Source organism: Microbacterium lacticum (assembly GCF_006716815.1).
Taxonomy (GTDB): domain Bacteria; phylum Actinomycetota; class Actinomycetes; order Actinomycetales; family Microbacteriaceae; genus Microbacterium; species Microbacterium lacticum.
On sequence record NZ_VFPS01000001.1, the window covers coordinates 487,707 to 510,242 of the forward strand.

General features: G+C 71.0%; 20 protein-coding genes and 3 tRNA genes. 13 read left to right on the forward strand and 10 right to left on the reverse strand.

What is annotated here, in order from left to right; all coding sequences use genetic code 11:
• The first annotated feature begins 119 nt into the window (after positions 1–119).
• The 3 genes from recO to FHX68_RS02330 all read left to right on the forward strand — a co-directional run bounded on the left by recO (position 120) and on the right by FHX68_RS02330 (position 2,433).
• On the forward strand, positions 120–857 hold the full coding sequence (gene recO / locus FHX68_RS02320; protein ID WP_141379490.1) for a DNA repair protein RecO: 738 nt from the start codon (positions 120–122) through the stop codon (positions 855–857).
• Complete coding sequence (locus FHX68_RS02325; protein WP_141379488.1) at positions 854–1,657, forward strand: isoprenyl transferase; 804 nt, start codon at positions 854–856, stop codon at positions 1,655–1,657. The genes recO and FHX68_RS02325 overlap by 4 nt, the downstream gene beginning before the upstream one ends.
• 113 nt (positions 1,658–1,770) lie before the next feature.
• Positions 1,771–2,433 (forward strand): DsbA family oxidoreductase, encoded by a 663-nt coding sequence (locus FHX68_RS02330; protein ID WP_141379486.1) that lies wholly within the window; start codon positions 1,771–1,773, stop codon positions 2,431–2,433.
• Positions 2,434–2,459: 26 nt separating this feature from the next.
• On the opposite strand, the gene FHX68_RS02335 is transcribed toward FHX68_RS02330, so the two are convergent.
• Positions 2,460–2,969 (reverse strand): glutathione peroxidase, encoded by a 510-nt coding sequence (locus FHX68_RS02335; RefSeq protein ID WP_141379484.1) that lies wholly within the window; start codon positions 2,967–2,969, stop codon positions 2,460–2,462.
• A 62-nt stretch (positions 2,970–3,031) separates the two neighbouring features.
• On the opposite strand from FHX68_RS02335, the gene dusB reads away from it, so the two are divergent.
• The 5 genes from dusB to FHX68_RS02360 all read left to right on the forward strand — a co-directional run bounded on the left by dusB (position 3,032) and on the right by FHX68_RS02360 (position 8,553).
• Positions 3,032–4,234, forward strand: coding sequence for a tRNA dihydrouridine synthase DusB (gene dusB / locus FHX68_RS02340; RefSeq protein ID WP_229661444.1), 1,203 nt, complete (start codon positions 3,032–3,034; stop codon positions 4,232–4,234).
• A complete protein-coding gene (locus FHX68_RS02345) occupies positions 4,224–5,612 on the forward strand; it encodes a deoxyguanosinetriphosphate triphosphohydrolase (protein ID WP_141379482.1) in 1,389 nt (462 codons plus the stop codon). The genes dusB and FHX68_RS02345 overlap by 11 nt, the downstream gene beginning before the upstream one ends.
• Positions 5,612–7,507 carry a DNA primase gene (dnaG, locus tag FHX68_RS02350; RefSeq protein WP_141379480.1) on the forward strand — a complete coding sequence of 632 codons (1,896 nt, stop codon included), beginning with the start codon at positions 5,612–5,614 and terminating at the stop codon, positions 7,505–7,507. Before FHX68_RS02345 ends, dnaG begins: the two co-directional genes overlap by 1 nt.
• 127 nt (positions 7,508–7,634) lie before the next feature.
• The gene (locus tag FHX68_RS02355) at positions 7,635–8,399 is read left to right on the forward strand and encodes an ATP-binding cassette domain-containing protein (protein WP_141379478.1); all 765 of its coding nucleotides are present in this window, start codon (positions 7,635–7,637) and stop codon (positions 8,397–8,399) included.
• 81 nt (positions 8,400–8,480) lie between these two features.
• Positions 8,481–8,553 (forward strand) — tRNA-Asn (locus tag FHX68_RS02360).
• A gap of 170 nt (positions 8,554–8,723) precedes the next feature.
• Here the strand turns inward: FHX68_RS02360 and def are convergent.
• Positions 8,724–9,290 (reverse strand): peptide deformylase, encoded by a 567-nt coding sequence (def, locus tag FHX68_RS02365; RefSeq protein ID WP_141379476.1) that lies wholly within the window; start codon positions 9,288–9,290, stop codon positions 8,724–8,726.
• A gap of 43 nt (positions 9,291–9,333) precedes the next feature.
• Between def and FHX68_RS02370 the strand changes: the two genes are divergently transcribed.
• The 3 genes from FHX68_RS02370 to FHX68_RS02380 all read left to right on the forward strand — a co-directional run bounded on the left by FHX68_RS02370 (position 9,334) and on the right by FHX68_RS02380 (position 11,195).
• The gene (locus tag FHX68_RS02370) at positions 9,334–10,410 is read left to right on the forward strand and encodes a DMT family transporter (RefSeq protein ID WP_141379474.1); all 1,077 of its coding nucleotides are present in this window, start codon (positions 9,334–9,336) and stop codon (positions 10,408–10,410) included.
• A gap of 30 nt (positions 10,411–10,440) precedes the next feature.
• Positions 10,441–10,514: transfer RNA gene (locus FHX68_RS02375), tRNA-Ile, on the forward strand.
• Between the two features lie 150 nt (positions 10,515–10,664).
• Positions 10,665–11,195 (forward strand): DUF3145 domain-containing protein, encoded by a 531-nt coding sequence (locus tag FHX68_RS02380; RefSeq protein WP_141379472.1) that lies wholly within the window; start codon positions 10,665–10,667, stop codon positions 11,193–11,195.
• Positions 11,196–11,382: 187 nt separating this feature from the next.
• Here the strand turns inward: FHX68_RS02380 and FHX68_RS02385 are convergent, their stop codons facing one another.
• The 6 genes from FHX68_RS02385 to aceE all read right to left on the reverse strand — a co-directional run bounded on the left by FHX68_RS02385 (position 11,383) and on the right by aceE (position 19,123).
• Positions 11,383–12,621 carry a beta-ketoacyl-[acyl-carrier-protein] synthase family protein gene (locus FHX68_RS02385; protein WP_141379471.1) on the reverse strand — a complete coding sequence of 413 codons (1,239 nt, stop codon included), beginning with the start codon at positions 12,619–12,621 and terminating at the stop codon, positions 11,383–11,385.
• 108 nt (positions 12,622–12,729) lie between these two features.
• The gene (locus tag FHX68_RS02390; RefSeq protein WP_141379469.1) at positions 12,730–12,978 is read right to left on the reverse strand and encodes an acyl carrier protein; all 249 of its coding nucleotides are present in this window, start codon (positions 12,976–12,978) and stop codon (positions 12,730–12,732) included.
• Between the two features lie 97 nt (positions 12,979–13,075).
• Positions 13,076–14,077, reverse strand: a complete 1,002-nt coding sequence (locus tag FHX68_RS02395; RefSeq protein WP_141379541.1) for a beta-ketoacyl-ACP synthase III — start codon at positions 14,075–14,077, stop codon at positions 13,076–13,078.
• Between the two features lie 11 nt (positions 14,078–14,088).
• A complete protein-coding gene (locus tag FHX68_RS02400) occupies positions 14,089–15,021 on the reverse strand; it encodes an ACP S-malonyltransferase (protein WP_141379467.1) in 933 nt (310 codons plus the stop codon).
• A 152-nt stretch (positions 15,022–15,173) separates the two neighbouring features.
• The gene (locus FHX68_RS02405; protein ID WP_141379465.1) at positions 15,174–16,385 is read right to left on the reverse strand and encodes a PucR family transcriptional regulator; all 1,212 of its coding nucleotides are present in this window, start codon (positions 16,383–16,385) and stop codon (positions 15,174–15,176) included.
• A gap of 8 nt (positions 16,386–16,393) precedes the next feature.
• Complete coding sequence (gene aceE, locus FHX68_RS02410; RefSeq protein ID WP_141379463.1) at positions 16,394–19,123, reverse strand: pyruvate dehydrogenase (acetyl-transferring), homodimeric type; 2,730 nt, start codon at positions 19,121–19,123, stop codon at positions 16,394–16,396.
• 159 nt (positions 19,124–19,282) lie between these two features.
• Here aceE and FHX68_RS02415 point away from each other — a divergent pair, with 159 nt between their 5' ends.
• Complete coding sequence (locus FHX68_RS02415; protein ID WP_141379461.1) at positions 19,283–20,077, forward strand: MOSC domain-containing protein; 795 nt, start codon at positions 19,283–19,285, stop codon at positions 20,075–20,077.
• Positions 20,078–20,105: 28 nt separating this feature from the next.
• On the opposite strand, the gene FHX68_RS02420 is transcribed toward FHX68_RS02415, so the two are convergent.
• Positions 20,106–20,178: transfer RNA gene (locus FHX68_RS02420), tRNA-Val, on the reverse strand.
• Between the two features lie 13 nt (positions 20,179–20,191).
• Positions 20,192–21,694 (reverse strand): amino acid permease, encoded by a 1,503-nt coding sequence (locus FHX68_RS02425; RefSeq protein ID WP_141379459.1) that lies wholly within the window; start codon positions 21,692–21,694, stop codon positions 20,192–20,194.
• Positions 21,695–21,799: 105 nt separating this feature from the next.
• Between FHX68_RS02425 and FHX68_RS02430 the strand changes: the two genes are divergently transcribed.
• Entirely contained in the window at positions 21,800–22,531 is a 732-nt protein-coding gene (locus FHX68_RS02430) for a zinc ribbon domain-containing protein (RefSeq protein WP_141379457.1), read from the forward strand.
• The last annotated feature ends 5 nt before the right edge of the window (positions 22,532–22,536 follow it).

Below are 22,536 nucleotides of genomic sequence, written 5' to 3' on the forward strand. Positions count from 1 at the left end.
CCGGCGCGCATTCCCCGCCGGTCTCGGGGATCTGGTGGGTCTGTCACACCCGGGAGCCCACCGGACGCCGACGCCGTGCCGCTGCGGCCGGTGTCGGCGACCGCGGAGATAATGGAGCAATGCCGACATACCGCGACGAGGTCGTGGTCCTGCGCACCCACAAGCTGGGGGAGGCGGACCGCATCGTCACGATGCTCAGCCGTCGGCACGGCAAGGTGCGCGCCGTCGCGAAGGGAGTGCGGCGCACGTCGTCGCGGTTCGGCGCACGGCTCGAGCCGTTCATGGTCGCCGACGTGCAGCTGTATCAGGGCCGCACGCTCGACATCGTGCAGCAGGCCGAGTCGCTCGGATCCTACGGCGCCCCCATCGCGGCCGACTACGACAGCTACACCGCCGCGCACGCGATGGTCGAGACCGCTGATCGGCTCAACGAGGCCGAGGCGACGCCGCAGCAGTACCTGCTGCTCGTCGGGGGGCTGCGCACTCTCTCACTCGGCGGCCACGCGCCCCGGTCGGTGCTCGACTCGTATCTGCTGCGCGCCATGGCGCTGTCGGGATGGGCGCCCGCGCTCGACGCGTGCGCCCGGTGCGGTGCCGAGGGCCCGCACGACTGGTTCGTCGCGCAGCTGGGCGGCAGTGTCTGCGGCGAGTGCGCCCCCGCCGGCTCGGCGCGCGTGCGCCCCGAGACGCGGCAGCTGCTGCGGGCGCTGATCGCGGGGGAGTGGGAGGTCGTGGATGCCGCGACCGAGCACGCGTCCGCCGCCGCGTCCGGCCTCGTGGCCGCCTACACGCAGTACCACCTCGAACGAGGCATCCGTTCCCTTTCGCACCTCTCGCACCTGGAGACCCGTCGGTGACACCGAAGCCCTATACGCACCGTGACGCGGTGCCCTACCGGCCGCTCGACTGGACCGGCGTCCACCCGCCGGCGTTTCCGAAGGGCGGCGTGCCGCGGCACGTCGCGCTCGTGATGGACGGCAACGGCCGGTGGGCGAACCGCCGCGGGCTTACCCGGATCGAGGGGCATCGGGCGGGGGAGGAGGTCCTGCTCGACGTCGTCGCGGGGGCGATCCAGGCGGGTGTGAAGCACCTCAGCGTATACGCGTTCTCGACCGAGAACTGGACGCGGTCACCCGACGAGGTCCGATTCCTGATGGGGTACAACCGTGATGTGCTCCACCGCCGCCGCGATCAGCTCAACGAATGGGGCGTGCGCATCCGGTGGGCGGGGCGCAAGCCCCGGCTGTGGGGCTCGGTGATCAAGGAGCTCCAGTACGCCGAGCAGCTCACCGCCGACAACGACACCCTCACCCTCACGATGTGCATCAACTACGGTGGCCGGCACGAGATCATCGACGCCATGCGGGCGATGGGCGAGGAGATCGCCGCGGGTCGCATGAAGCCGTCGGCGATCACCGAGAAGGCGCTCCGCCGGCACCTCTACGTGCCCGACATGCCCGACGTCGACCTGTTCGTGCGGTCGAGCGGCGAGCAGCGCACCTCGAACTTCCTCCTCTGGGAGTCGGCGTACGCCGAGATGGTGTTCCTCAACACGCTGTGGCCCGACTTCTCACGCACCGACCTCTGGCACGCCATCGAGCTCTACCTCGACCGCGACCGCCGATTCGGCGGCGCCGTCGACGCGCCGACCGCCTGAGCGGAGCGGAGCGGTTCGTGTCGGGGATGCCCGAGGCATCCTGCGCGAGACCCGTCTGCGCGGATCATGCCGATCCGGGAATAGACCCCGGCACCCGCGCCGTTGTCCCTGGTGTGACGGATGCCATCAAGATCGACGTATGGAGTGACATCGCCTGCCCGTGGTGTTACATCGGGAAGCGCAATCTGGAGAAGGGACTCGCCGAGACGGCGTCGGACGCCGACGCGCCCGCCGTCGAGGTGACCTACCACTCGTTCGAGCTGTCCCCCGACACGCCCGTCGATTTCGAGGGCGACGAGTTGGACTTCCTCGCCGGTCACAAGGGCATGCCCCGCGAGCGGGTCAGCGAGATGCTCGAGAACGTCACCGGCGTCGCCGCGAACGCTGGTCTCGAGTACCGGTTCGACCTGCTGCAGCACACCAACACGGTGAAGGCGCACGAGCTGCTGCACTTCGCCAAGGCGCAGGGCGCGCAGCTGCCGATGGCCGAGCGACTCATGGCCGCGTACTTCACCGAGGGCCGTCATGTCGGCCGCGTCGACGACCTCGTCGACCTGGCCGGCGAAGCGGGGCTCGACGCCGATGCCGCGCGCGAGGCGCTCGAGTCGGGTCAATACCTGCCGGCGGTGCGCGCCGACCAGGCGCAGGCGCAGGCCTATGGCATCCAGGGTGTGCCGTTCTTCGTCATCGACGGCAAGTACGGCGTCAGCGGCGCGCAGCCGCCGGAGGCGTTCGCCCAGATCGCCCGCCAGGTCTGGGGCGAGAAGCAGGCCTGACGCACGGGGCGGAGAGCCCCCCGCAGTCACTCGGGCTGGGGCAGACCCGCCTCGATCGCCGCGACGACCTCCGGGGCATCCGGCTTCGTCTGCGGGCGGAACCGGTGCACCGTGCCGTCCGCGGTGACGAGGAACTTCTCGAAGTTCCACATGACCGGGCCTTTCGCGCCCTCCGCGTTGCGCGTCTTCTTCAGCGCCTTGTAGAGGGGAGCGGCGTGCGAGCCGTTCACCTTGACCTTCTCGGCGATGGGAAAGGTGACGCCGTAGGTCACCGAGCAGTACTCGAGGATCTCGTCCATCGACCCCGGTTCCTGCCCCATGAACTGGTTGCAGGGGAATCCGATCACCTGCAGACCCCGGTCGCCGTAGGTCTTCTGCAGCTGCTCGAGCTGCTCGTACTGCGGCGTCAGACCGCATTTGGATGCCACGTTGACGATGAGCACGGCCTTGTCGCCGAACTCGGCGAGGGTGTGCTCGGCGCCGTCGGCGCCTTGGTACGGGATGTCGCGGAGGTCTGCGGTGCGCGTGTCGGCCATGTTGTCCACGATAGGCCCGCCGTCGGCGCCGCGGTGCGGCGGATTCTGGGAGAATGGAGAGGATGTCCACGCTCACCGCCGCCCCCGCCGTCACCGACCGCACCCCGCCGCCCGCGGACGCGTCGGCGACGCCGAGCGCGCTGCGGATCGGGCCGATCACCCTCGATGCGCCGGTCGTGCTCGCGCCGATGGCGGGCATCACCAACACGGCGTTCCGGCGGCTGTGCCGCGAGTACGGCGCCGGCCTGTACGTGAGCGAGATGATCACGACGCGCGCGCTCGTCGAGCGGAACGCCACCACGATGCGGCTCATCACGCACCACGAGTCGGAGACCCCCCGGTCGATCCAGCTTTACGGCGTCGACCCGGCGACGACCGAGGCCGCGGTGCGGCTGCTCGTCGACGAAGACCGGGCCGACCACATCGACCTGAACTTCGGATGCCCCGTGCCCAAGGTCACCCGCAAGGGCGGGGGAGCGGCGCTGCCGTGGAAGACCGAGCTGTTCCGCGAGATCGTCACGCGCGCGGCGCGCGCGGCGGGCGACGTCCCGCTCACGGTGAAGATGCGCAAAGGCATCGACGCCGACCATCTGACCTTCCTCGACGCGGGCCGCATCGCCGAAGACGCCGGCGTCGCCGCGGTCTCGCTGCACGCGCGCACCGCCTCGGAGTTCTACTCCGGGACCGCCGACTGGGACGCGATCGCCCAGCTGAAGCAGGTGGTGACGAGCATCCCCGTGCTCGGCAACGGCGACATCTGGTCGGGCGCCGACGCCGTCCGCATGATGGCCGAGACCGGCTGCGACGGCGTCGTGGTCGGCCGCGGCTGTCTCGGCAGGCCGTGGCTCTTCGGCGACCTGGCGCACGCGTTCGGCGCCCCCGGCATCCGGCCCGATGCCACCCTCGGGTTCGTCGCGGGCGCGTTCCGCCGGCACGCCGAACTGCTCGTCGAGTTCTTCGACGACGAGGGGCGTGGATGCCGCGACATCCGCAAGCACGTCGCGTGGTACTTCAAGGGCTACCCCGTCGGCGGCGACACCCGCGCCGCGCTCGCGACGGCATCCACCCTCGCCGAGTACGACGACCTGCTCGCGACGCTCGACCACGACGCCCCATACCCGGGCGCGGCGGCGGAGGGCCAGCGCGGCCGTGCCGGCACCCCCAAGCGCCCCGCCCTGCCCGACGGCTGGCTCGCGACCCGCGAGATGTCGGGCGACGCCTCGCGCACCCTCGCCGAAGCCGAACTGGACACCAGTGGCGGGTGAGGGCGGCGGGCTCGGCGCGCTGCCCGGTCGCCCCGCGGGATACGACGAGCACGACGCCGCGCGCCTGCTCCCCGAGACGCACCGCTCCCGCCGTGACAGCTTCGCCCGCGACCGTGCGCGCGTGCTGCACTCCGCCGCGCTGCGACGCCTCGCCTCCAAGACGCAGATGCTGAGTCCGGCGAGCCCGGCAGACTTCGCGCGCAACCGGCTCACGCACTCCCTCGAGGTCGCGCAGGTGGGTCGCGAGCTCGCGATCGCCCTCGAGCTCTCCCCCGACGTCGTCGACACCGCCTGCCTGAGTCATGACATCGGGCATCCCCCATTCGGGCACAACGGCGAGCGCGCGCTCAACGAGTGGGCCGCCGACATCGGCGGCTTCGAGGGCAACGCGCAGACCCTGCGCATCCTGTCGCGCCTCGAGCCGAAGGTCATCGGACCCGGCGGCGAGAGCGTCGGCCTGAACCTCACGCGCGCGAGCCTCGACGCGACCTGCAAGTACCCGTGGACGGTCGAGCACGCCGTGCCCGACCCGGGCGGCCGCGACAAGTTCGGCGTGTACCCCGAGGACGAACACGTCTTCCGGTGGATGCGGGAGGGTGCCCCGGGGCGCCTCCGCTGCATCGAAGCCGAGGTCATGGATCTCTCCGACGACATCGCCTACTCGGTGCACGACTTCGAAGACGCCGTGCTGAACGGCTACCTCGACCCGGCCCGGCTCTCCGACGGGCGTGAGCGCGAGGCGCTGCTCACCGCGATCCAGACCTGGGTGGGCTACGGGTTCAGCCGCGACGAGCTGGCCGACGCGCTCTATCGCCTGACCCAGCTGCCGGAGTGGCTGACCTCGTTCACGGGCGACCGCGCCTCGGTCGCGGGGCTGAAGAACCTCACCTCCGACCTCATCGGGCGCTTCGCGCGCGCCGCCACCACGGCGACCCGCGAGCACTACTCCGCGCCCGTGCTCACCCGGTATCGGGGTCGCGTGGTCGTGCCGCGCGTCGTCGAGGCCGAGATGGCGGTGCTGAAGGGCATCATCGGCGCCTTCGTGGTGTCGATCGACGGCCGCAAGGGGCTCTATAAGGAGCAGCGTCGCGTGCTGAAGCGCCTGGCGACCGCCCTCGAGGAGCAGCCCGAGCACCTCGACCGGCTGCACGGCGAGGACTTCCGCGCGGCGGAGTCGGATGCGGCGCGTCGCCGGGTGATCGTCGACCAGGTGGCGAGCCTCACCGACCGGTTCGCGATCGAATGGCACGCGCGCCTCGTCGGCCCCGTCGACCTGCGTGAGCTCGGTCTGTGGTCGAGCGCGCGCCGCGAGGTGGCACCGACCGGCTTCGCCCTTCCCGAGCCGATCGACGGGCTCTGGTCCGGAGAGGGCTTCTGATGGCGCGGATCGCGCAGGCCGACGTCGACGAGGTCAAGGCGCGGACGAACATCGCCGACATCGTCGGGGAGCGCGTCGCTCTGAAATCGGCCGGCGTCGGCTCACTGAAGGGCCTCTGCCCCTTCCACGACGAACGCAGCCCCAGCTTCCACGTGCGCCCGCAGGTCGGCTACTACCACTGCTTCGGCTGCGGCGAGTCGGGCGACGTCTACTCGTTCCTGCGCGCGATGGACCACCTGTCGTTCACGGAGTCGGTCGAGCGGCTCGCGGCGCGCATCGGCTACACCCTGCACTACGAGGACGGCGGCGCCGCCCCCGAGACGAGCGGCCGCACGCGGCTCTACCAGGCGAACACCGCCGCGGCTGAGTGGTTCCGCGGTCAGCTGGCGAGCCCCGAGGCCGAGACCGCGCGGCGGTTTCTGGGCGAGCGCGGCTTCGACGCCGGCGCCGCCGCGCACTTCGGCGTCGGGTATGCGCCGAAGGGGTGGAACGGCGTCCGTGACGCGCTGAAGAGCCAGGGCTTCACCGACGAGGAGATGCTCGCCGCGGGGCTGCTCTCGCAGGGTCAGCGGGGGGTCTACGACCGGTTCCGTGGGCGCGTGGTGTGGCCGATCCGCGACGTCACCGGCCAGACGATCGGCTTCGGCGCGCGGCGCCTGTACGACGACGATAAGGGACCGAAGTACCTCAACACCCCCGAGACGCCGATCTATAAGAAGGCGCAGGTGCTCTACGGGCTCGATCTCGCGAAGAAGGACATCTCGCGCTCGCACCGGGTCGTCGTCGTCGAGGGGTACACCGACGTGATGGCCTGCCACCTCGCCGGGGTCACCTCGGCGATCGCCACGTGCGGCACTGCCTTCGGCGCCGACCACATGCGCGTCGTGGGGCGCATCGTCGGCACGGATGTCTCGGGCGAGGTCGTCTTCACCTTCGACCCGGATGCCGCGGGTCAGAAGGCCGCCGTGCGCGCCTTCGCCGAGGCCCGCACCTCGGGTCTGCAGAGCTACGTCGCCGTCGGACCGGAGGGGCTCGACCCCTGCGACCTGCGGCTCAACCGCGGCGACGGCGCGGTGCGCTCGATGATCGAGACGAAGTCGCCGCTGTTCGAGTTCGTCATCGACCAGCGGATCGCCGGGCACGACCTCGCGTCGGTCGAGGGTCGGGTCGCGGCGCTGACCGCGGCGGCGCCGATCGTCGCCGAGATCAAGGACACCGGCATCCGCGGCCGGTACGAGCACGTGCTCGCCCGGCGCCTCGGCGAAGACCTCCGCGAGGTGCACCGAGAGGTGCAGCGCGCCGCGGCGCGCGCGAGCCGGACCGACGCGGGAGCCGCGGCCGGGGGAGCCGCGCCCGGCGCGGGAACGTCCGCGCACGGTGCGGCGTCCGCGGACGGAGGCTCGGGCGAGGCCGCCCCCGAGATCCGTGCGACGATCGCCGCGCTGCCGCGCACAGCCGACGCGGCGCTCGAGCGCGACGCGCTCATGGGGGTGCTCCAGTACGGGCATCTGATCGACGCGGCAGACCTCGACGCGGCGCTCGCGCTGCCGATGCAGGTGCCGTCGCTCGACGCGGTGCGCCAGAGCATCCAGGGGCAGCCCGACCGCACACGCATCGGCTGGGCCTCCACGGCCGTCGAATCGGTGCGCGAGCCGTACCGTTCCCTCGGGGTGGAGCTGCTCACCGCGGCGTTCCCGGCGCTCACCGAGGAGGAGGCGACCGCCTCGACGCGGGCCCTCGCGCAGCGCCTGCGCATTCGCGCCCTCGACCGGGAGAAGACCGAGCTCCTCGGAGCGATCCAGCGCCTCCCCGCCGAGTCAGAGGAGGGGCGCGCGGTGCGGGTCGCGCTGCGCGACCTGGATGCCCGGCGCCGCTCGCTCGCCGAAGGGCTGTGAGCGCTCGGCGCCCCCGGTGCGCGAGCCGGTCCCGGCCGGCGCGGCGGGCGGTGCGGTGGCGCCGGTCGACGGGCTCGGTCGGGGGTCCGGCTGGCGAAGCGGACGCCGAGCGGGCAGGATGAAAGCCATGCAGCGCCGCGCCTCGAGCGAGTTCGCCGTCCAGTGCGACGACCTGTCGGTCGCGCGTGGCGGAACGCGTGTCGTCGAGGGCGTGACGCTCCGGCTCGCTGCCGGCCGCGCGCTCGCGATCATGGGACCGACGGGCGCCGGCAAGTCGAGTCTCGCCGCACTGCTCGCCGGCGCCGACGAGCCCGGTCTGGCGGTCGTCGGCGGATCCGCTGCGGTCGAGGGCATCCCGGTGCGCGCGCGGGGGCGAAAGCAGCGCGTCCGCACGTACCTCACGGGCTATCTCTCGCAGGGCGCCGGCGGTGAGTTGCCGGCGAGGCTGACCGTCGGCGAGGTGATCGGCGAGCCCGTGACCTCCCGGGATCGACGTGTCAACGAGCGCGCCCTGGCGTTGCGGGTCGCGGGTCTCCTCGACGAGCTGCAGCTGCCGCTCGGTGCCGCCGCGAAGTACCCGTACGAGCTCAGCTCGGGCATGCGGCAGCGAGTCGCCCTGGCGAGGGCGCTCGTGCTGAACCCGCGGCTGTTCGTCGGGGACGACCCCTACGCGAACCTCGATCTGGAGGTGCGCAAGGCCGCGCGCGATTCGCTGCTGCGCCGTCGCGACGAGGACGGGATGGCGATCTTCGTGGTCACGAACGACGCCGAGACGGTCCGCGACCTCGATGCCGATGTGCTCGTGCTGCGCGCGGGGCGCCCGGTCGGATTCGGCCATGGCACCGCCGATGTGCTGTGGACTCCCGACGAGGGTGCGCGGATCGCGTCGTGAGCGACACGCGGGGTGGGGCGCGTCACGAGCACCCCTCCGACTTTGCTATTATGGACGGGTTGCCCGCTCGCGGGTGACTGATCCTCGGTAGCTCAATTGGCAGAGCAGCCGGCTGTTAACCGGCAGGTTCTTGGTTCGAGTCCAAGCCGGGGAGCGAACGGCCCCAGACTCCACTCTGGGGCCGTTTTCGTCTCCCGAGGCATCCCTCATCGCGCCGCTCCGACGCGCGTGGCTTGGCCACTTGTGGCCAGTTGTGGCGGGCTCGGGCCGGTGGATGCCACCACAAGTGAACACAACCCGCGCGGCGAGAGCAGCGCCACCGGATCACGCGTCGAGGTCATCGACACCCGGGGTCCACGAGGCGCCGGGGCGCCCCCAGCCGCGCTTGCGGGCGATCTTCTGCACGGTCTTCCAGTCGCCGTCGTCGAGGCGATCGATGTAGAGCGTGCCGTCGAGGTGGTCGAACTCGTGCTGCATGATGCGCGCCCGCCACCCGTCGACCTCGATCCGCACCGGCTTGCCGTCGAGGTCGATGCCGGTGACGATCACCCGATCGGAGCGGCGGAGCGCGAAGCGCTCGCCCGGGAAAGAGAGGCATCCCTCCGACTCCTCGTCGGGGTCGGGAACGCCCGGCTCGAGCGGCACCATCCACAGCTCCGGATTGATGATCACGCCGCGCCAGGGCGCGCCGTCGTCGTCCTGGTATGTGTACGTGTAGATCCGCAGACCCACCCCGACCTGCGGGGCCGCGAGACCGACGCCGGGCGCGGCATCCATCGTCTCGAACATGTCCGCGACGAGCTGGCGCACCTCATCGGTGATCTCGGCGACGGGGGAGGCGGGGGAGTGCAGCACGGGGTCGCCCATGATGCGAATCGCAAGAACAGCCACGTTCTGAGCCTACCGAGCGGCGCGGCGGGGTTAGTGTCGAGGAGTGGAAGCCTTCGCCCCCGATCTGGGAGACGTGGCCGACCAGCTGGTCGGCGTCTTCAAAGACCCCGGCATCCTCATCGGCATCCCGCTGGCGCTCCTCGGTGCCGTCTTCATGTCGTTCGGCGCCCAGTACCAGCACCGCGGCGTACAGAAGGTCGAACGCCTCACCGGAACCGACGGCGGCACGGGGCTCACCGGCGGCCAGATCTGGAACCTACTGCGCCGCCCGTCGTGGGTCGCCGGCACCGCCATGCTGGGGCTCGCGATCGTCTGCCAGCTCGCGGCCCTCTCGTTCGCGCCGCTCATCCTCGTGCAGCCGCTCGGCGCGGTCTCCCTCGTCATCACGACGCTCCTCAACGCCCGCATCAGCGGCCACAAGCCCACCCGCCAATCGATCACGGCGATCGTGCTCTGCATCGCCGGCATCTTCACGTTCGTCACGATCGCGGCGGTCTACGCGACCGAGACACCCGTCAGCGACGGGCAGCTGATCACGGTGCTGATCATCCTCGCGGCGGTGATCCTGCTCGTCGGCGGCTCGTGGCTGTGGTTCCGCCAGCGCGCCTCGGCCCTGTTCTACATCGTCGCGGCCGGGATGATCTACGGCTTCGTCGCGACGCTCGCGAAGGTCGTCATCAACCGCGTGCAGAACGAGAACTTCGACTGGCTCACGATCATCTGCATCGTCGCGCTCCTGGCCGGCACCGCGTCGGGCGCGTACTTCGTGCAGACGGCGTATGCCTCGGGGCCGCCCGACCTCGTGATCGCGGGGCTCACGGTGGTCGACCCGATCGTCGCGATCATCATCGGCCTCGCCGTGCTGCACGAGGCCGACGGCGCCCCGTTCGGGGCCTACATCGGCTTCGCCGCCGCCGGTGCCCTCGCGGTCACGGGCGTGTTCCTGCTGGCGCGCTTCCATCCGGAGGTCGTCAGCAACAACAGCGCCGAGGTGCCGATCGTGCGCGGCAGCGGCGGCGCGGGGGAGCCGCGCACCAACTCCGAGAAGCTGACGGATGCCGTGGCGAAGGTGTGGCCCGAGCCGCCGGTGCGCGATCGCGACGATCCGCGACGTCGTTAGAATCGAACCCGGCGCGCGCACGCGCGGCACGGGGCGGTGGCCAAGCTGGTCAAGGCAGCGGGCTCATAACCCGACGATCGTGGGTTCAAGTCCCACCCGCCCTACTCGTCCGAGACCGATGAAATGACACGGTTGTGATTACCGCGTCCGATCGGTCATAATGGGCGCACAACCGCATACTCGCTGCACACTCGCCACATGCTCCGGCACCCAGGTCGTAGGGGAAGACGTACCTGAAGAAACGGAGAATCGTGATGGCGACCACGTCGAACCCACCTGTCGCGTCGGCGACACTGGCGCGCGGAGTGATCTACATCCACTCCGCGCCGCGAGCGCTGTGCCCCCACCTCGAGTGGGCGGTCGGGCGTGCCCTCGGGCGTGCGGTCAACTTCGACTGGGCCGACCAGCCCGTGCTCGCCGGCAGCCGCCGCGCCGAGTTCTACTGGGAGGGCCCAGCCGGCACGGGTGCGGCGCTGGCGACCGCGATCCGCGGCTGGGAGCACCTGCGCTTCGAGGTGAGCGAAGACCCCACGCCGCGCAGCGACGGCGGCCGCTGGCTGCACACCCCGGACCTCGGCATTCACTTCGCGCAGACCGACACCGCCGGCAACATCGTCATCGGCGAAGACCGGGTGCGGTACGCGATGGAGATCGCCGCCGGCGACGTGTTCGAACTGCAGCGCGAGCTCCAGGTCGCGCTCGGCACCGTGTGGGACGACGAGCTGGAGCCGTTCCGCCACGCGAGCGACGACACTCCCGTCGTATGGCTGCACAAGGTGGGCTGAGCGCCGCACAGACCACCACACAGACCGGGCGACGCGGGGCGCTCGTACCCACTTCGGACGGCTTCCCGGGGATGGGGATCGCGTACCGCTCGCCTCACCCGAGAAGGGCCCCTCCGCTGGCTTCGCGGAGGGGCCCTTTCACCGGCGCGTCACATGCGCGCGGTCGAGGTCGAGGTCGGACGGCGGGTCACACTGAGGCGAACGCCGCCACGGCGTTGTGCCCGCCGAATCCGAACGAGTTGCTGATCGCGAGCTGCGGGCCCTCGCCCAGGGGCTGCGGCTCGCCGGAGATGAGGAACGGCACCGCCGGGTCCTGCTCGGTGATGTTGATCGTCGGCGGCGCGACGCGGTCGCGGAGCGCCAGAACCGTGAAGATCGCCTCGAGCGCTCCGGTGCCGCCGAGGAGGTGACCGGTGGATGCCTTGGTGGCCGACACCGGGATCTCGCCGATCCGGTCGCCGAACACGTGGTGCAGGGCGACGTACTCGTTGGGGTCGCCGACCGGGGTGGAGGTCGCGTGCGCGTTGATGTGCGTGACATCGTCCGGCGAGGCATCCGCCATGTCGAGCGCCAGCTTCACGGCGCGCGCCGCTCCCCAGCCCTCGGGGTCGTTCGCGGTGATGTGGTACGAGTCGGCGGTGACGCCGCCGCCGACGACGGCGGCGTAGATCTTCGCGCCGCGGGCCTTGGCGTGCTCCTCGGTCTCGAGGATGAGCACCGCCGCGCCCTCGCCCATGACGAACCCGTCACGGTCGATGCTGCCCGGCCGCGATGCGGTCTCGGGGGAATCGTTGCGCTTCGACAGCGCCTGCATCGAGGCGAACGAGGCGATCGTGACCGGGTGGATCACCGATTCGGTGCCGCCGGCGATCACGACGTCTGCGAGGCCGTCGCGCAGGTGCTCGACGGCGTTGACGATCGACTCCGTGCTCGAGGCGCAGGCGCTCGCGACGGTCCGCGCGTATGCGCGCGCACCGAAGTGCAGCGAGAGGTTGCCGGCCGCCGCGTTCGGCATGAGCATCGGCACCGTCATCGGCAGCACCCGACGCGGGCCCTTCTCGCGCAGCGTGTCCCAGGCATCCAGCAGCGTCCACAGACCCCCGATGCCGGTCGCGAAGTCGACGCCGAGCCGTTCCGGGTCGACCTCGGGCGATCCGGCATCGGCCCACGCCTCGAGGGCCGCGACGAGCGCGAACTGCGACGACGGGTCGAGGCGCTTGGCGACGGGGCGCTCCAGCACGGTGTCGGGCCGCACGGCCGCCTGCGCGGCGAACGTGACCGGCAGGTTGTACTGCTCGACCCAGTCGTATTCGAGCGTGCGCGCGCCGGAGGCGCCGGCCAGCAGCGCCGACCAGCTCTCGGGGGCGGTGCCGCCGATGGGGCTGGACGCGCCGATGCCGGTGACGACGATTCGGGGGTTGCTCATGATGTCCTCACGCGTGTGGGGGTGCTCCGGTGGGGGCGAGGCTGCAGCGGGGCCGCCGCGAGGCCCCCACCGGTTCAGGCGGGTCAGCTGGGTGACGCCCGGAGGCGATCAGCCCTGGTTGGTGGTGATGAAGGTGACGGCGTCGCCGACGGTCTTGAGGTTCTTGACCTCTTCGTCGGGGATCGTGACGCCGAACTTCTCCTCCGCGTTGACGACGATCGTCATCATCGAGATCGAGTCGATGTCGAGGTCGTCGGTGAACGACTTCTCCAGCGCGACCTCGTCGGCCGAGATGCCCGTCTCGTCGGTGATGAGCTCGGCGAGCCCGGCGAGGACCTCGTCGTTGCTGAATGCCATGGGATTCTCCTTGTTTTCGGGGTGTTTCGCGGTGTGGTCCACCGAGGACGCGGACCCGGAAAGGTCCGGGATCAGTCTAGGTGCGGGCGGCTTTCCCTCACGGGAGCACGACGACCTGCGCTCCGAAGACGAGACCGGCGCCGAAGCCGATCTGCAGGGCGAGCCCGCCCGAGACCTCGGGGTGCTCCTCGAGCAGGCGGTGCGTCGCGAGCGGGATGGAGGCGGCCGACGTGTTGCCGGTGGTCTCGATGTCGCGGGCGATGACGACGGACTCGGGCAGACCCAGCTGCTTGGCGAACTCGTCGATGATGCGCATGTTCGCCTGGTGTGGCACGAACGCGGCGAGATCGGATGCCTCGACGCCCGCCGCCTCGAGCGCCTGACGGGCGACCTTCACCATCTCCCAGACCGCCCAGCGGAAGACCGTCGGGCCCTCCTGGCGGAGCGTCGGCCACGGGGCGAGCCCGTCGCGGAACTCGACGAGGGTGTGGTTCATGCCCACCGCGTCGGCCTTCGAGCCGTCGGAGCCCCAGACGGTCGGGCCGATGCCGGCGTAGTCGCTCGGCCCGATCACGACCGCGCCCGCCCCGTCGCCGAGGAGGAACGAGATCGAGCGGTCGGTCGGGTCGACGACGTCGCTGAGCTTCTCGGCGCCGACGACGACGGCGTAGTGCGCGGCGCCGCCCCGGATGAGTGCGTCGGCCTGCGCGACGGCGTAGGCGAAGCCCGCGCACGCGGCGTTGACGTCGTAGGCCGCGGCGGGGTTCGCCCCCACGCGGTCGGCGACGATTGCCGAGACCGACGGGGTCTGCTTGGGGTTCGAGATCGTCGCGACGATGACCGCGTCGATATCGGCCGGGTCGACGCCGGAGCGGGCGATCGCCTCGGCGGCGGCGTCGGTCGACAGCTCGATCGCCGTGGTCTCGGCGTTCGCGCGGGTACGGGTGATGATGCCGGTGCGCTGCCGGATCCACTCGTCGCTGGAGTCGATCGGGCCGACGAGGTCGTCGTTGGGCACGGCGTTCTCGCCGCGGGCGGCGCCGTAGGCGTAGATCCGCGTGTGCGCGGGGCCCGTGGGCTGGTGGAGCGCGGGGCGGATGGTCGAGGTGCTCACGCGCCTTCTCCTGTCAGCAGAGCGGCGGCAGCCGCGAGGTCGTCGGGCGTCTTCACCGCGACGGTGGGCACGCCGCGGAGGGCGCGCTTGGCGAGCCCGGTGAGCGTGCCGGCCGGGGCAAGCTCGATGATGCCGGTCACCTCGTGCGCGGCGAACGACTCCATGGCGAGGTCCCAGCGCACGGGGGAGGCGACCTGCGCGACGAGCAGGTGGAGGGCCGGTCTGCCGGCGGCGACGGGTGCGCCGTCGCTGTTCGACCAGAGGGTGAGCGTGGGGTCGGATGCCTCGATGCGGGCGGCCGCGTCCCGGAGCGCGTCGACGGCCGGGGCCATGAAGCGCGTGTGGAAGGCGCCGGCGACCTGCAGCGGGATCACCCGGGTGCCCGCGACAGGCGAGGCGGCGAGGGCCTCGAGCGCGTCGAGGGTGCCGGCGGCGACGATCTGCCCGGCCCCGTTGTGGTTCGCCGGGGTCAACTCGAGCTCGTCGAGGCGCGCGAGCACGGCGTCGCGGTCGCCGCCGATGATCGCGCTCATGCCGGTCTGGGCGGCTGCGGCGGCGTCGGCCATCGCGCGGCCGCGGATGCCGACGAGACGCATGCCGTCGTCGTCGCTGAGCACGCCCGCCGCGACCAGCGCGGCGATCTCGCCGACCGAGTGGCCGGCGACGCCGTCCGGCGTCGTGGGCGGTGTCATGGCCGTGGCATCCAGCAGCGCCGCGTACGACAGGAGGCTCGCGGCGACGATGAGGGGCTGGGCCACCTGCGTGTCGCGAATGCGGTCGGCGTCCCACTCGGTGCCGGCGGCGATGAGGTCGACGCCGCTGTCGGCGGAGTAGCGCTCGAGGCGCTCGCGAACGCCCGGAACGGCCAGCCACGGCTCGAGGAACCCGGGGGTCTGCGCGCCCTGTCCGGGGAAGACGGTGATGATCACTGCTCTATCCTGCCAAGATCTGTCGGAGTGTGCTGGGGGTCATGTCACAAGAAACGCCGGATGCCTTGTGTCCACCGTACAACGGTGGCGCGATCGTGCGGTGCGGGGGCCGCGGTGCGGCGGTTCGGCGGCGCTGTGGAGCTCGGCGTCGGTCAGGACGGGCGGCGCATGCCCGCGCGCCGACGGGTGACCTCGGTGCCGATCGAGCCGATGATGAGCGCGGTCTGCAGGATGAGGGCCTCGCGCGGCCCCGTGGCATCCCACCCGATCACGTCGGACACGCGCCTGAGCCGGTAGCGCACGGTGTTGGGATGCACGAACAGCTCGCGGGCCGTCGCCTCGAGCGACCGCCCGTTGTCGAGGTAGCTCCACAGCGTCGTCACGAGGTCGGACGAGTGCGCCTGCAGCGGACGGTAGATCCGCTCGACGAGGGTGGCCTTGGCCGCGCTGTCGCCGGCCAGCGCGCGCTCGGGGAGGAGATCGTCGGCCTCGACCGGCCGCGGGGCGCCGCGCCACGCTCCGGCCACGGCGAACCCGGCGAGGGCGGCGCGGGCGCTCTGCCCGGCGTCGACGAGTGCGGGCACTGTGGGGCCGAGCACGAGGTGCCCGGCACCGAACCCCGGCTCGAGGCGGGTGGCGATCTCGGGGAAGGTCAGCTCGGCGCGGTTCTCCTCGCCGGCGGGCGTGTCGGCGCGGCCGATCACGAGCACGAGGCGCGATCCCTGCACGCCGATCAGCACGTCGACGCCCATCTTGCGGGCCATCCGCCGCAGCTGGTCGACGTCGAACTGCGGAGGCGTGGTGCCGACGAGCACCGCGACCTCGCCGTGGCCGTGCCAGCCGAGCGCGGCGATCCGACTCGGCAGCTCTTCGTCGGCCTCGCCGGTGAGGATCGAGTCGACGACGAGGGCTTCGAGCCGGGCATCCCAGAGGCCGCGCGCCTCCGCGGCGCGGGCGTACACGTCGGCGGAGGCGAACGCTACCTCACGGGAGAACAGCAGGATGCTCTCGCGCAGGTCCTCGCCGCGCCCGGCGACGCGCTCCTCGGTCACCTCGACCGTCACCCGGATGAGCTGCAGCGTCTGCGTGAGGCTGACGCTGCGCAGCAGCTCACGGGGCGCCGCGGCGAAGATGTCGGCCGCGATCCACGGGGTCGAGCTGGGGTCGTCGTACCACTGAATGAACGAGGCGATGCCCGCCTGCGCCACGAGCCCCACGGCCGAGCGGCGCGCCGGCGGCATGTCGGCGTACCACGGCAGCGAGTCTTCGAGTCGCTTGATCGTGGCCGTCGCCAGGTCGCCGGAGATCCGCCGCAGCCAGGCGAGGGTCTCCGCCTTCTCCTGCGGGGTGGGGCGGGCGGGCATCGATCCGGTCAGCTCTCGCCGCCGGCGTTGCCGCTCGTTCCCGCCGTCACGTCGTTCAAGCGGTACTTCTCGATCGCCTGCGCCGACAGGGCGCGGTCGACCTTGCCCTCCTCGGCGAGCGACTGGAGCGTGCGCACCACGAGCGACGGACCGTCGATCTTGAAGAAACGACGTGCCGCGGCGCGCGTGTCGGAGAAGCCGAATCCGTCGGCGCCGAGGGTCGCGTACGAACCCGGCACCCACTTGCGGATCTGGTCCTGCACGGCGTGCTCGAAGTCGCTGACCGCGACGACGGGGCCTTCGGCATCGCGCAGCTTCTCGGTGATGTACGCGGTGCGCGGCTCCTCGAGCGGGTGCAGGAAGTTGTGCTCGTCGGCGGCGAGGCCGTCGCGGCGCAGCTCCGACCAGCTGGTGACCGACCACACGTCGGCGGCCACGCCCCAGTCATCCCGCAGCAGCTGCTGGGCCTCGAGCGCCCACGGCACGCCGACGCCCGACGCGAGCAGCTGGGCCCGCGGTCCTTCGCCGGTGCCCTCGGAGATGCGGTGGATGCCTCGGATGATGCCGTCTACGTCGACCCCCTCCGGCTCGGCCGGCTGGACGAGCGGTTCGTTGTACACCGTGAGGTAGTACATGACGTCGGGGTCCGGGTGGTTGCCGCCGTACATCCGGTCGAGGCCGGTGCGCACGATGTGGGCGATCTCGTAGCCGTAGGCCGGGTCGTAGGAGATCACGGCCGGGTTCGTCGACGCGAGCAGCGGCGAGTGGCCGTCGGCGTGCTGGGTGCCCTCGCCGGTGAGCGTCGTGCGCCCGGCGGTCGCGCCGATGAGGAAGCCGCGCGCCATCTGGTCGCCCGCCGCCCACAGGGCGTCGCCGGTGCGCTGGAAGCCGAACATCGAGTAGAAGATGTACACCGGGATCAGCGGCTCGCCGTGGGTCGAGTACGACGTTCCGGCCGCGGTGAACGCGGCGCTCGCGCCCGCCTCGTTGATGCCGACGTGCATGATCTGGCCCTGCGGGCTCTCCTTGTACGCCAGGAGCAGCTCGCGGTCGACCGAGGTGTAGTTCTGGCCGTGCGGGTTGTAGATCTTCGCGGTCGGGAAGAACGCGTCGATGCCGAAGGTGCGGGCCTCGTCGGGGATGATCGGGACGATCCGGTGACCGAAGCCCTTGGCGCGCAGCAGGTCCTTCAGCAGGCGCACGAACGCCATGGTCGTGGCGACCTCCTGCGTGCCCGAGCCCTTCTTAGGGAGCGCGTACGCGTCGTCGCCGGGCAGCTCGATCGGCACGTGGTGGGTGCGCCGCTCGGGCAGGAACCCGCCGAGCGCGCGGCGGCGTTCGACCATGTACTCGATCGTCTCGTCCTGGAGACCCGGGTTGAAGTACGGCGGCAGGTAGGGGTTCTCCTCGAGCTGCGCGTCAGTGATCGGAATGCGCATCGAGTCGCGGAAGTGCTTGAGGTCGTCGAGGGTCATCTTCTTCATCTGGTGGGTCGCGTTGCGGCCCTCGAAGTGGTGACCGAGACCGTAGCCCTTGATCGTCTTGGCGATGATGACCGTGGGCTGGCCCTTGTGCTCGACGGCGGCCTTGTAGGCGGCGTAGAGCTTCTGGTAATCGAGGCCGCCGCGGCGCAGGCCGCCCCAGATGTAGTCGTCGGAGAGGTCCTTGACCATCGCGGCGGTGCGCTCGTCGCGACCGAAGAAGTGGTCGCGGATGAACTTGCCGTCCTCGGCGCGGTAGGTCTGGAAGTCGCCGTCGGGAGTGGTGTTCATGAGGCGAACGAGCGCGCCGTCGACATCCTTTTTCAGCAGGTCGTCCCAGCCGCGGCCCCAGACGACCTTGATGACGTTCCAGCCGGCGCCGCGGAAGAACGCCTCGAGCTCCTGGATGATCTTGCCGTTGCCGCGCACGGGGCCGTCGAGGCGCTGCAGGTTGGCGTTGATGACGAACGTGAGGTTGTCGAGTCCCTCGTTGGCGGCGACCTGCAGCTGGCCGCGGCTCTCGACCTCGTCCATCTCGCCGTCGCCGAGGAAGGCCCACACGTGCGAATCGGAGAGGTCCTTGATCCCGCGGTTGGTGAGGTACTTGTTGTTCATCGCCTGGTAGATGGCGTTGATCGGGCCGAGGCCCATCGACACCGTCGGGAACTGCCAGTAGTCGGGGAACACGCGGGGGTGCGGGTAGGAGGGGAGGCCGTTGGGGGCCGCCGACTTCTCCTGACGGAAGCCGTCGAGCTGGTCCTGGCTGAGGCGGCCCTCGAGGAACGAGCGGGCGTAGATGCCGGGCGAGGCGTGGCCCTGGATGAAGATCTGGTCGCCGCCGTTCGGGTCGTCCAGACCCTTGAAGAAGTGGTTGAAGCCGACTTCGTACAGCGACGCCGACGAGGCGTACGTCGAGATGTGGCCGCCGACGCCGATGCCGGGTCGCTGCGCGCGGTGCACGGTGATCGCGGCGTTCCAGCGGATCCAGCGGCGGTAGCGGCGCTCGAGCTCTTCGTCACCGGGGAACTCGGGCTCGTTCTCGGGGGCTATCGTGTTGATGTAGTCGGTGACGGGGACCTGGGGCACGTTCAGCTGCAGCTCGTGCGACTTGTTCAGCAGGCTCAGCATGATCTCGCGACCGCGACCGGCGCCCTTCGCGTCGACGAGCTGCTGGAGCGACTCCGCCCACTCGCCGGTTTCTTCGGGATCGCTGTCCTGCGGGCCCTGCGAATACGGATCCTGATCGTTGACCGTCACGAGACACCTTTCGTCTTCTGGCAGATCGTGCCAGGTAGGGGCTTCGGGTGCGCGCGGCGTTGTGCAGCGTCCACGACGCGTCCTTGGATCAGCCTAGTCACAATCCGAGACCGGTCGGATGCGTTTCCCGACTCCGACGCGGCTGACAGACTGGACGTCGTGCCGCACGTCGTCGCCCTCTTCCGCCACCCCGTCAAGGGCTTCACGCCCGAGACGCGCGACGAGCTCGAGGTGCAGGAGGACGGCCGGATTGCGGGGGACCGGGTGCTCGCGTTCCGGTTCGCCGACGCCGCCCGGCCGGAGGAGCGCGACGGTCTCGACTACTGGCCGAAATCGAAGGGTCTCGCGCTGCAGGACTTCCCCTCGCTCGCGCGTCTGTCGGTGGCGTACGACGACGCCGAGCGTCGCGTGCGGGTCGCCCTGGGGTCGGAGGTGCTCGTCGAGGCGGGCATCGACGAGCCGGGACGCCGCCTCGTCGTGGACACCGTCACCCAGTACGTGCTCTCCTCGCCGGATGCCGCGCGCCTGCACGCGCCGGGACGGCTGCCTCTCGTGCTCGTGGGCGACGGGGTCACGTCCCGGTTCCAGGACCGAGCGCGCGGCTTCGTGTCGGTGCACACCCGCGAGAGCGCCGAGGCCCTGGACGCGGCGCTCCCGGCATCCGTCGACGACCGGCGATTCCGCTCGAACGTCGTCATCGCCGGCGCCGCGGCCTGGTCCGAGCTCGACTGGAGCGGACCGGTGCGCATCGGCGACGTGCTCTTCGCCCCGCAGGGGCCGATCGTCCGCTGCCTCGCCACGCACGCGAACCCGGACACCGGCGAACGGGACGCGCCGATCCTCACGACCCTGACCCGCCGGTTCGGCCAGCAGCAGCCGACGCTCGGGCGCCTGCTGCTGCCGGTCTCGGGCGGCGGCCGCATCCGGGTGGGCGACGACGTGCGAGTCGACTAGCGGGCGTCGCGCTCCCGCGCGGGTGGGGTGGGCCCTGCCGGGATCGAACCGACGACATCCACGGTGTAAACGTGGCGCTCTACCAGCTGAGCTAAAGGCCCTGACGCGACCAGTCTACGAGTCGCGCCCGACCACCCTGGGCTCCGCGGGGTTGTAGTACGTCTCGGCATCTTTGCCCAGGCGAGAGTGGCGGTGCGCGTAGGCGAAGTAGATCACGATCCCGATGGCGAGCCAGATGAGGAACCGCAGCCACGTCTCCACGGTCAGGTTCAGCATGAGGTAGGTGCAGATCGCGGCGGATAGGAGCGGCAGGAACGGGCTCCACGGCACCCGGAAGCCGCGCTTCAGGTCCGGACGGGTGCGACGCAGCACCACGACGCCCACCGAGACGAGGACGAACGCCGACAGCGTGCCGATGTTGACCATCTCCTCCAGGATGCCGACGGGCGTGAACCCGGCGACGAGGGCGACGACCACGGTCACGATGATCGAGATGAGCCACGGCGTGCGACGCGTCGGGTGCACCTTGGCGAGGGCGCCCGGCAGGAGATGGTCGCGCGCCATCGCGAAGATGATGCGGGTGGCGCCGATCAGGAGCGTCAGCACGACCGTGGTGAGACCGGCCACGGCGCCGGCGGAGATGACGGTCGCTATCCAGTCCTGCCCGTGATACGCGAAGGCGTTGGCGAGGGCGGCGGCGGGGTCGAGTTGGTCGTAGCGGACCATGCCGGTGACGACGAACGCGACCGCGCAGTAGAGGAGAGTGCAGATCGCGAGGGAGGCGATGATGCCGATCGGCATGTCGCGCTGCGGGTTCTTCGTCTCCTCGGCGGTCGTGGCGACGACATCGAAGCCGATGTAGGCGAAGAACACCAGCGCCGCACCGGCGAAGATGCCGCCGACACCGAACGCGGTCGGCTCGATTCCGGCGAGGAACTGCAGGAGCGGCTGCGTGAGCCCCGTCGCCGTCTCGCGGGGCGCGGCATCCGGAACGAACGGCGCATAGTTGGCCGGGTTGATGAACTGGATGCCGGCGACGATGACGAAGAGCACGATGAAGAGCTTCACGGCGACCAGCACGAGGTTCACGCGCATCGACTCGCGGATGCCGAAGGTCATGAGCGCGCCGAGCACGACAACGAGGAGCACCGCGGGCAGATCGACCGTGCCGCCGTAGCTGATCTCGGGGGGAAGGACGACACCCAGCTGTCCGAGGAGCACGCCGAGATAGGCGCTCCATCCCTGGGCGACGACGCTCGCCCCGAGGAACATCTCGAGGATGAGATCCCACCCGATGATCCAGGCGAACAGCTCGCCCAGGGAGGCGTACGAGAACGTGTAGGCAGAACCCGACACCGGCACGGTCGAGGCGAATTCGGCGTAGCACATCGCGGCCAGCGCGCACGCGATCGCGGCGACGACGAAGCTGACGACGATGGCGGGGCCGGCGACCTCGTGCGCCGCGCGGCCCGTGAGGGTGAAGATACCGGCGCCGATGACGACCCCGACGCCGAACACGGTGAGGTCGAGGGCGGAGAGGGACTTCTTCAGCCGGAACTCCGGCTCCTCCGTGTCGGCGATCGACCGCTCGACCGATTTCGTGCGCATCACGCTCATGAATCCTCCTCGCGGCGATCTCCGACGGGCGTCAGAGCCCACATGCTACCGCCTCGCCGCGCCGCGGAAAGGGTCGATGCCCGACCGGCGCGGTAGGTTGGACGGGTGAAAGCACGCCCCGCCGACCAGCTCCTCCTGATCGATCTCGCCCGTCTCGACGCCACGATCGGCCGAGCCGATGCGGAGCGGCGCAATCCCTCCCAGACGGCGCGCGTGAACGAGCTGCTCGCGCAGCGCCAGGCGGAATCGGCGGTGCTCACGGGACTCCTCGGTGAGCGCGACGACGCCCGTGCGGAGCTCGGCCGCCTCGAGTCCGACGTGGCGCTCGTCGACGCGCGCGTCGCCCGCGACACCGAACGCCTCGCTTCGACCTCCAACGTGAAGGAGGCGCAGGGGCTCGAACACGAGCTCGCATCGCTCGCGGGCCGCAAGAGCGACCTCGAAGACGCCGAGCTTGTGATCATGGAGCGACTCGAGTCGGCGGATGCCGCCGTGGCCGCGCAGGAGGCGGTGATCGCCGAGATCAACGAGTCCGGGGCGCACGCCAGCGCCGAGGGGAAGGCGGCCGTCGCGGCGGCGACCTCGTCGTGGGAGGCGGCCACGCGTGACCGCGAGGCCGTTGCGGCGCGTGTGCCCGCCGAACTGCTGGCCGTGTACGACCGACTCGCGTCCCGCGGTGTCGGTGCGGGACTGCTGCGGCGTCGGGCGTGCGAGGCGTGCCACATGGTGCTCTCCGGCACCGATCTGCAGACACTGCGTCAGGCGGCCGACGACGATGTCGTCTTCTGCCCGGAGTGCGGCGCGATCCTGGTGCGCACCGACGAATCCGGCCTGTGAGCCGA

What these genes read in the sequence shown, in the direction of transcription:
- recO (WP_141379490.1), top strand. Translation starts at nt 120, where the DNA reads ATGCCGACATACCGCGACGAGGTCGTGGTCCTGCGCACCCACAAGCTG.
- dnaG (WP_141379480.1), top strand. Translation starts at nt 5,612, where the DNA reads ATGGCGCGGATCGCGCAGGCCGACGTCGACGAGGTCAAGGCGCGGACG.
- dusB (WP_229661444.1), top strand. Translation starts at nt 3,032, where the DNA reads ATGTCCACGCTCACCGCCGCCCCCGCCGTCACCGACCGCACCCCGCCG.
- FHX68_RS02380 (WP_141379472.1), top strand. Translation starts at nt 10,665, where the DNA reads ATGGCGACCACGTCGAACCCACCTGTCGCGTCGGCGACACTGGCGCGC.
- FHX68_RS02385 (WP_141379471.1), bottom strand. Translation starts at nt 12,621, where the DNA reads ATGAGCAACCCCCGAATCGTCGTCACCGGCATCGGCGCGTCCAGCCCC.
- FHX68_RS02405 (WP_141379465.1), bottom strand. Translation starts at nt 16,385, where the DNA reads ATGCCCGCCCGCCCCACCCCGCAGGAGAAGGCGGAGACCCTCGCCTGG.
- FHX68_RS02355 (WP_141379478.1), top strand. Translation starts at nt 7,635, where the DNA reads ATGCAGCGCCGCGCCTCGAGCGAGTTCGCCGTCCAGTGCGACGACCTG.
- FHX68_RS02425 (WP_141379459.1), bottom strand. Translation starts at nt 21,694, where the DNA reads ATGAGCGTGATGCGCACGAAATCGGTCGAGCGGTCGATCGCCGACACG.
- FHX68_RS02335 (WP_141379484.1), bottom strand. Translation starts at nt 2,969, where the DNA reads ATGGCCGACACGCGCACCGCAGACCTCCGCGACATCCCGTACCAAGGC.
- FHX68_RS02390 (WP_141379469.1), bottom strand. Translation starts at nt 12,978, where the DNA reads ATGGCATTCAGCAACGACGAGGTCCTCGCCGGGCTCGCCGAGCTCATC.